Origin of the sequence: Streptomyces capoamus (assembly GCF_014654935.1) — a bacterium.
In the GTDB taxonomy this organism is placed as follows: Bacteria; Actinomycetota; Actinomycetes; order Streptomycetales; family Streptomycetaceae; genus Streptomyces; species Streptomyces capoamus.
Genome location: NZ_BNBF01000038.1, coordinates 23418 through 32687, shown reverse-complemented (window position 1 = coordinate 32687; position 9270 = coordinate 23418). Strand labels below are relative to the sequence as shown.

General features: G+C 73.8%; 2 protein-coding genes. Both read left to right on the top strand.

The window, feature by feature from the left end; genetic code table 11:
• The first annotated feature begins 46 nt into the window (after positions 1 to 46).
• The gene (locus IE312_RS35575; protein ID WP_229900841.1) at positions 47 to 6433 is read left to right on the top strand and encodes a non-ribosomal peptide synthetase; all 6387 of its coding nucleotides are present in this window, start codon (positions 47 to 49) and stop codon (positions 6431 to 6433) included.
• On the top strand, positions 6430 to 9270 hold a 2841-nt coding region (locus IE312_RS43330; protein WP_229900839.1), incomplete at its 3' end, for a non-ribosomal peptide synthetase. The genes IE312_RS35575 and IE312_RS43330, both read left to right, overlap by 4 nt.

Sequence of the window (9270 nt, the reverse complement as noted above, 5' to 3'; positions counted from 1 at the left end):
GTCGGGCCCACATCCGGGGAAGCAGGCCGCTGATACGCGAACGCCTCTGACCAGCGCCGCGCGGGCCGTCTGGCTCGCCCAGCAGTTCTCCCCCGACTCCCCCAGGTACCACTTCACCCGTCGCTTCGACATCCGCGGCGCCCTGGAGCCGGAGGTGCTCCACCAGGCGATCCGGCAGGCCCAGCAGGAGTGCCAGGTCTTCGACGTACGCCTGGACGAGGACGCCGACGGCCCCTACCAGGAGTTCCTGCACGGGCCCAACACCGGCTTCCTGACCGTCGATCTGTCGGACCGGCCCGATCCCGAAACGGCGGCGCACGCGTGGATCGCCGAGCGCATGCGGCTGCCCATGGACCTGCGCGACGGGCCGGTGGGCGAGGACGTCGTCCTGAAGATCCACGACGAGCACTGGTTCTGGTACAGCTGCTACCACCACGCGCTGGTCGACGCCGCCGGCCTGGCCATCCTCACCGATCGCATCGACGACCTGTACACCGCACTGCTCGACGGCACCGCGCCGGTCACCCGGCCGCTCGGCCCCGTGGCCGTCCTGGCCACCGAGGAGGCCGAGTACACCGCGTCCCGGCAGTTCGAGGCCGACCGCGCCTACTGGCTCATGGAGCTGGCCGACCGGCCGGAGCCGGTCACCCCGGCCGTGCGGTCCGCCGACGACCACGGCGGCGTCCTGCGCGCCACGGGTGCGCTGACCGAGGCCGACATGGCGGCCCTCGGCCGGCTGGGCAGGAAACTGCGCACCAGCTGGACCGCGGTGACGGCCGCCGCGGTGGCCGCCTATCTGCACGGGATGACCGGACAGCGGGACCTCGTCATCGCCGTGCCCGCCACCGCCCGCCGCACCGAGGCGGCCCTGCGGACCCCGGGCATGCTCGCCAACGAGCTGCCGCTGCGGGTCCGGGTGCGGCCGGACATGACGCTGGGCGAGCTGGTCGCACAGACGTCGAAGTCCCTCGCCGGACTCCTCTCCCACCAGCGCTTCCCGCACGAGACGCTGCGCAGGGAGCTGCGCATGAGCGGCCTTCGGGACCGGCTGTTCCATGTGGCGCTCGACCTCGTGAGCACCGGTGACCGCAGTTCCCTGGGCGGACTGCCGTGCACGGTCACCAGCCTGAACGGCGGGCCGGTCGGTGACCTGACGATCATCCTGCACCCGGCTGCCGACGGCTCCGGCCAGGCCGTGGACCTGGAGGCGAACGAGGCCCGCTACGACCAGCCGGACGTGGACGCCCATGCCGTACGGCTACCGTCGTTCCTGCGCGCACTGGCCGCCGCGGGGCCGGACACGCCGCTGGCCCGCCTGCAGCCGGCGACATCGGCGGAGCGGCACCGGGTGCTCCGGGACCTCCAGCCGGCCGGGGCCCCGGTGCCACCCGTCACCGTGGCGCAGATGTTCGCCCGTCAGGTGGCGCGCACTGAGCAGGCGCCCGCCGTGGAGGCCGACGGCCGCACCCTCACCTACCGGCAACTCGCCGACCGCGTCGACCGTTTGGCGGGCCTGCTGGTCGACCGCGGCGTGCGGCGCGGCGCATTCGTCGCCGTCGCGCTGCCGCGGGGGCTGAACACCCTCACCTCGCTGCTCGCGGTGATGCGGACCGGCGCCGTCTACCTGCCCGTGGACCCCGGGTACCCCGAGGGCCGGATCGAGGCGATGCTCGCGGACGCCCGACCGCAGCTGCTGGTCACCAGCGGGCAGGACGGACTGCCGAGCCGCGACGGGCTGCCCGCCCTCGTCCTCGACGACCCCTCGGTGGCGGCGGTACTCGACACACCCGGCTGCCCGGACACCGTGCGCGACCTGCCGGGGCCGACGCCCGGCGATCCCGCGTACATGATCTTCACGTCCGGGTCCACCGGGCGTCCCAAGGGCGTGCTGGTGCCGCACACCGGTCTCGCCGCCTTCACCGTCACCCAGGCGGAAGTGGTGCGCCCCCGTCCCGGCGAGCGCGTCCTGATGGTCAGCTCGCCCAGCTTCGACCCGTCGATATGGGAACTGTGCGTCTGGCTGGCCGCCGGCGGCTGCGCCGTCATCGCCCCGCCCGGCCTGCTGCCGGGCCCGGAGCTCGCGGAGTTCGTCACCGAACGTCGCATCGGCTGCGTGGGCACGGTGCCCTCCGCCCTCGCCGCGTTGCCGCCCGGCTCGCTGCCCGACGGTCTGATCATCGCCGTCGGCGCGGAGCCGCTCTCGCCCGATCTGGTGCGGCGCTGGGGCGGCGGTTGCCGGCTGCACAACGTCTACGGCGCCACCGAGGGCACCGTGTTCACCACCATGACGCAGGCTCTGTCCGGTCCGGGCACCCCGTCGATCGGCACCCCGGTCCGCGATGCCCGGGTGTACGTGCTGGACGACCTGCTGCGCCCGGTGCCGCCCGGCGTCACCGGCGAGCTGTACCTGGCAGGGGCCGGGGTCTCCCACGGCTACCACGGCCGGCCCGACCTGACCGCGCAGCGGTTCGTGCCCGACCCGTTCGGTCCGCCGGGTGCCCGGATGTACCGCACCGGCGACACCGGTCTCTGGGGGCACGACGGCCTGCTCCACTTCGCCGGCCGTGCCGACCACCAGGTGAAAGTACGCGGATTCCGGGTCGAGCTGGGCGAGATCGAGGCGCGGCTGTCCGCCCACCCCGCGGTCGAGCACGCCGCCGTGACCGTCCACGACACGGCCCCGGGCGGCCGGCGCCTGGTGGCCTACGTGGTGCCCGCCGAGGACGCGACCGTGGACCCGGCCGCACTGCGCGCCTGGGTCGGCCGCACGCTGCCCGAGTACATGGTGCCGGCCGCCGCCGTCGTCCTGGACGCTCTCCCGCTCACCTCCAACGGGAAGGTCGACCGGGCCGCGCTGCCCGCCCCGGACTTCCGCGGCGCCGCCGCCCACCGGCCACCGACGACCGCCACCGAGGTGCTGCTGTGCGAGCTGCTGCGGGAGGTGCTCGGCGCGTCCGACGTCGGCGTCGACGACAGCTTCTTCGACTTGGGCGGTGACTCCATCAATGCCGTGCAGCTGGCCGGGCGGGCGGTGCGGGCGGGGCTCGACCTGACCCCGCAGGACATCCTCACCTACCGCACCGTCGCCACCCTGGCGGCCGTCGCAGACAGCGGCGACGCTCCGCGGCGCGACCTCTCCCTGCTGCCGGACCTGCCCCGCACGAAGCCGACGGACGACCCGGAGACCGAGGAAGCGGCGCCGACGGACGCGAACACGGCAGACGCGGCGGACCCGGACGGGGTGGAGAGCGGCGCGGACACGGCAGACGCCGCGGAGCCGGACGGGGCGGGCCCGGGCCTGCCGCTGACGCCACTTCAGGAGGGCATGTTCTTCCACTCCGGATACGCCGACGAGCTGGACGCCGACCCGTACATCGGGCAGCAGGTGCTCGAACTCACCGGGCCCGTGGACCTGCCCCGGCTGCGGACGGCGTGCGAGGAGATGATCGCCCGGCACGATGCCCTGCGCGCCGGTTTCACGCTGGACGAGGCCGGCCGGGCCCGGCAGCGCATCACCGCACGGGTGACCGTCCCGTGGGCCCAGCACGATCTGCGTGGTCTGTCCGGTACCGCGCAGCAGGCACGGCTCGAACAGATCCTGGAGGCCGACAAGGCGAAACGATTCGACCTGGCGGTGCCACCGCTGCTCAGGTTCACCGTCGTCAGCACCGGCGAGGAACGGCACCTGCTGGTGTTCAGCAGCCACCATCTGCTGTTCGACGGCTGGTCCGTCTCCCTCATGCTGAGGGATCTGTTCGCCTGCTACGGCGCGGACGGCGCCCGGCTGCCGCGGCCGGTGTCCTTCGCGCGCTATCTGCGCTGGCTGGACCGGCAGCCCGTACAGGCCGCGGAGGATGCCTGGCGGCGCGCGCTGGACGGTGTCGAACAGCCCTGCCTGGTGGCGCCCGGCGCACCGCCGGCCACCGCCATGCCCGCGCTGGCCGTGCGCAGTCTCTCCGCGGAGCTGACCGGCGCGCTCGGCCGCACCGCCCGGGCGACGGGGCTCACCGTCAACACCGTGTTCCAGGGGGCCTGGGCCGCGCTGCTGGCCCAGCTCACCGGCCGCGACGACGTCCTGTTCGGCACCTCGGTGTCGGCCCGCCCGCCGCACCTGGCCGGAGTCCAGGACCTGGTGGGAATGGTGATGAACACCGTGCCGGTACGGCTGCGCCCGGCCCCGGACCGACCACTGGCCGACCAGCTGCAGCAGGTGCAGGACGAACAGGCCGCGCTCGGTCCGCACCACCACCTGGGGCTGTCCCGGCTGCAGCGCGCCGTCGGCCTCGGCGAACTCTTCGACACCACGCTGGTGTTCGAGAACGCGCCGGTCGACCGGGACGCCATCCGCCGCCCCGTGCCCGAGCTGCGGGTCGCGGTCGCCGAGGCGGACCGCACCGGCGTGACCCACTACCCGCTCAGCCTGATCGTCCGACCGGGGCCGCGCCTGCGGCTGGAACTGACCCACCGCGCGGACATGTTCACCGCCGGGCAGGCCGAGACGCTGCTGGACCGGCTCGAACGGTGGCTCACCGCGTTCGCGGACGATCCCGGCACGCTCCTGGGCCGCGTCGACCTGCTGGCCGCCGACGAGCGCGACGCCCTGGTCCACGGTCACAACGCCACCGCGGTGGAGCACCCGCCCGGCACGCTGCACGGGATGTTCCGTGCGCAGGCCCGCCGGACCCCCGCGGCGGAGGCCGTGGTGTGCGGCGAACGGCGGGTCTCCTACCGGGAACTCGACCGGCTGTCGGGACGGCTGGCGGCGGCGCTGGCCGACCGCGGGGTCGGCCCCGGGCACGTCGTGGCCGTGGCACTGCCCCGCTCGGTGGAACTGGTGACCGCCCTCCTCGCCGTGCTGCGCACCGGGGCCGCCTACCTCCCCCTCGACCCCGGCTACCCGGCCGAGCGCATCCGGACCATGGCCGAGGACGCCCGGCCGACGCTGACCCTCGACCCGGACACCCTCGCCGGCCTGATGGCGCAACCGGTCACCGGGGAAACCCCGGACCACGCCACCGATCCGGTCCACCCCGCATACGTGATCTTCACTTCGGGTTCCACGGGCCGGCCCAAGGGCATCGTCGTCGCCCACCGCGGCATCGTGAACTATCTCCAGTGGAAACAGCGGACGTTCCCCCTGGCCCCCGGCGACCGGGTGCTGCAGCGCACCTCGGTCAGCTTCGACCCGTCCGTGTGGGAGATCTTCTGGCCCCTGCACACCGGCGGGACAGTGGTCATCGCCGCACCCGAGGCCGACCAGCAGCCCGGCTACCTGCCGCAGCTGATCCGCACCGAACGCATCCACACCGCGCAGTTCGTGCCGTCCACGCTGGAACTGTTCCTCCTGGAGCCCGGCGCGGCCGACTGCGACAGCCTGCGGCAGGTCTTCTGCGGGGGCGAGGCCATGACGACCGGGCTCGCGGAGCGGTTCCGCAAGACCGTCGACGCCGCCCTGCACAACCTGTACGGCCCGACCGAGGTCTCCATCTACACCACGTCCTGGCAGGCGGAGCCGGACGGCACGAGCGGTGACGTCCCGGCGGGACACCCGGCGGACAACCTCAGGGTGTACGTGCTGGACGGCGCCCTGCGCCCGGTGCCGCCCGGGACGCCCGGCGAGATCTACATCGCCGGCCGGCAGGTGGCCCACGGCTATGCCCGGCGCCCGGTGCTGACCGCGGAGCGGTTCGTGCCCGATCCTTTCGGCCCGCGGGGTACCCGCATGTACCGCACCGGCGACCTGGGCATGCGCCGGCCCGACGGTGCGCTGCGCTACCTGGAGCGCGCGGACCACCAGGTGAAGATCCGCGGCCACCGCATCGAACTGGGCGAGATCGACTCGGTGCTGGGCACCGTCGAGGGCGTCCGGCAGGTGGCGACCGTGGTCCGCGAGGACTCCCCCGGCGCCGCGCAGATCGTGGCCTACGCGGTGCCCGAGCCCGGCCGGCCCCTCGACCCGGACGCGGTACGGCAGCGGGCCGCCGCCCGGCTCCCCGACTACATGGTCCCGTCCGCCGTCGTACCGCTGCCCGCGCTGCCCCTCACCCCCAACGGCAAGCTCGACCGGCGGGCGCTGCCCGCCCCCGTCGTGACCCCGCGCGAGCTCCGTGCCCCGCGCACCGCGCGCGAGCGACTGCTGTGCCGGCTGTTCGGCGAGGTGCTCGGCGTGGAGCGGATCGGCATCGACGCCAACTTCTTCGACCTCGGAGGCGACTCCATCACCTCCATCCGCCTGGTCGGCCGCGCCCGGCCCGCCGGACTGGCGCTCACCCCGCGGGACGTCTTCCGGCACCGCACGGTCGCCGCGCTGGCCGAGGCCGCCACCGAGGTGGATCCCGCCCCGGGCGACCCCGTCCGGGTGGAGGTGCCGCAGCTGGAACTGGATGCGGACGAGATCGCCGAACTCGAAGCGCAATGGGAGACAGGAATATGAAGCCGACCTCGTTCGAGGCGATCTGGCCGTTGACACCCCTGCAGGAAGGCATGCTCTTCCACGCGCTGTACGACGGCGACCAGGACAGCGTCGACCACTACAACATGCAGCTGCCCATCGAGCTGACCGGCCGGCTGGACCCGGCGGCACTGCGCCGGGCCTGTGAGCAGGTCGTCGCCCGGCATCCGGCGCTGCGCCTCGGCTTCCTGCAGCGCCGCTCCGGCAGTCCCTTCCAGGCGGTCGCCGCCCGGGTGGAGCTGCCGTGGCAGCAGGTCGACCTGAGCGGGTTCGGGCCCGAGGAACAGCGGCTCAGGCTGCGACGGCTGGTCGCCGAGGACCGGCTGCGCCGCTTCACCATGACCCGCCCGCCGCTGCTGCGGTTCACGCTGTACGCCCTCGGCGCCGACCGGCACGTACTGGTACTGACCAGCCATCACATCCTGCTGGACGGCTGGTCGATGCCGGTGGTGGTCCAGGACCTGTTCCGCATCCTGCAGCACGGGGGCGACGCCGCTGCCCTGGAGCCCGCCGCCTCCGTCGGCGACTACCTGGGGTGGCTCGGCACCCGGGACCGTGACGCCTCCGCGGCCGTCTGGGCGAACGCGCTGGCCGGCCTGGACGGGCCGACGCTGCTCGGGCACGGCGCCGACCCCGCCGGCAGCCGGGCACCGCAGCGCCGCGCCCGCCTGGAGCTGACCGAGGAGCTGTCCCGGGCGCTCGGCGAGACCGCCCGGCGGCGCAACCTCACCCTCAACACGGTGGTGCAGGGCGCCTGGTCGCAGCTGCTCGCGCTGCTCAGCGGGCGCGACGACGTGGTCTTCGGCGCCACCGTGGCCGACCGTCCCGAGGCGGTCCCGGACGTGGACCGCATCGTAGGTCTGCTCATCAACACCGTGCCGGTCCGCGTACGCATCGACCCGGCCGAACCCCTCGACCGGCTGCTGGAGCGCATCCAGGACGAGCAGGCGGCGCTGGCCGAGCACGCCTGGCTCGGACTCGCCGACATCCACCGGATCAGCGGGCACGACAGCCTCTTCGACACCACGATCGCCTTCGAGAACTACCCGCTGCCGGATTCCGCCCGCGGCGCAGAGGTCGCCGGGCTGCGGATCGCGCTGGCCCCCGACGCCCTGGAAGAAGCACCCGAAGGCACCCACTACCCGCTCAGCCTCGCCGTGTTCCCGGGGCCGCCCCTGGTCCTCGAACTCAACCACCGCGCCGATCTGTACCCGCCGCAGCAGGCCCGTCTCCTCCTGGAGCGGCTGCGGCTGCAGCTGGAACAGTTCGTGGCGGACCCCGGCACGCCGGTCGGACGACTGGCGCTGCTCACGGAGGAGGAGCGGTCGCCGGTGCGGCCTGCCGCTGACCCGCGGCCCGCGCCGCCGGGCACACTGGTCGACCTGTTCGAGGCCCAGGCCGCCCGCACCCCCGACGCCACGGCGGTCGTCTGCGGCGGCCGGAGCCTGAGCTTCGCCGAACTCGACACGGATGCCAACCGGCTGGCCCGCCGGCTGATCGAGCTGGGCGCCGGACCCGAACAGCCCCTGGCCATGGCGCTGCCGCGGTGCGTCGAAGCGGTGGTGGCGCTGCTGGCGATCATGAAGTCCGGCGCGGTCTACGTGCCGGTGGATCTGGAGCAGCCCGCGGAGCGGATCTCCGCCGTGTTCACCGAGCTGGCACCGCTGCTCGTGATCACCACACGTGACGTGGCCGACCGGCTGCCCGAAGGCCCCGCACGGCTGTTGCTCGGCACGGAGCCGGCGGGACACGGCGGCACCGGCCTCACCGACGCCGACCGCAACGCCCCGCTGCGTCCTGACTCCCTGGCCTACGCGGTGTACACCTCGGGCTCCACGGGCCGTCCCAAGGGTGTTGCCGTGACGCACCGGTCACTGGCCAACATGTTCCACAGCCACCGGGTGCACCTGTTCGAGCCGGAGGCCGCCGCCGCGGGACGGCCGCTGCGCGCGGCCCTGACCAACTCGCTGGTCTTCGACGCCTCGTTCAGCCAGCTGCTGTGGATGGTCGCCGGGCATGAACTCCACCTCATCGAGGACCGGTTGCGCACCGATCCGCAGCTGCTGCTCGACCATGTCGCCGAGCACCGCATCGACGTGCTCGACACCACGCCGAGCTTCGCCCGCCAGCTCATCGGCGAGGGTCTGCTGCGGGGTACGCCGCCCGTCCGGGTCCTCGCGCTGGGCGGCGAGGCCGTCGATCAGTCGCTGTGGGACGAACTGCGCAAGGCCGACGGGGTGTCCGCGTACAACCTGTACGGACCCGCCGAGTGCACCATCGACGCGATGTACGCCCGGGTCGCCGACCATGTCCGGCCGGTGATCGGCGACCCCGCCGACCGTCTGCGGGCCCATGTGCTGGACGCCTTCCTGCGACCGGTGCCGCCGGGGGTGACCGGTGAGCTGTACCTGGCCGGTGCCGGACTGGCCCGCGGCTATCTGGGCCGTAGCGCACTGACCGCGGAGCGTTTTGTCGCCGATCCCTTCGGCCCGTCGGGAACGCGGATGTACCGCACCGGCGACCGGGTCCGGCGGGAGGAGGACGGCACGCTCGTCTTCCTCGGCCGCGCCGACGACCAGATCAAGATCCGCGGGTTCCGCGTCGAACCGGCGGAGATCGAGGTGGTGCTGACCGCCGACCCGGCCGTGCAGCAGGCCGTTGCCGTGGCACGCGAGGACCGTCCCGGCTCACCGCTGCTGGTCGCCTACGTCGTCGCCGCACCCGGTGCCGCGCCGGACCCCGCCGCGCTGCGCGCACGGCTCGCCGACGCGCTGCCCGGTTACATGGTGCCGGCCGCCGTCGTGGAGCTGGCCGAGCTG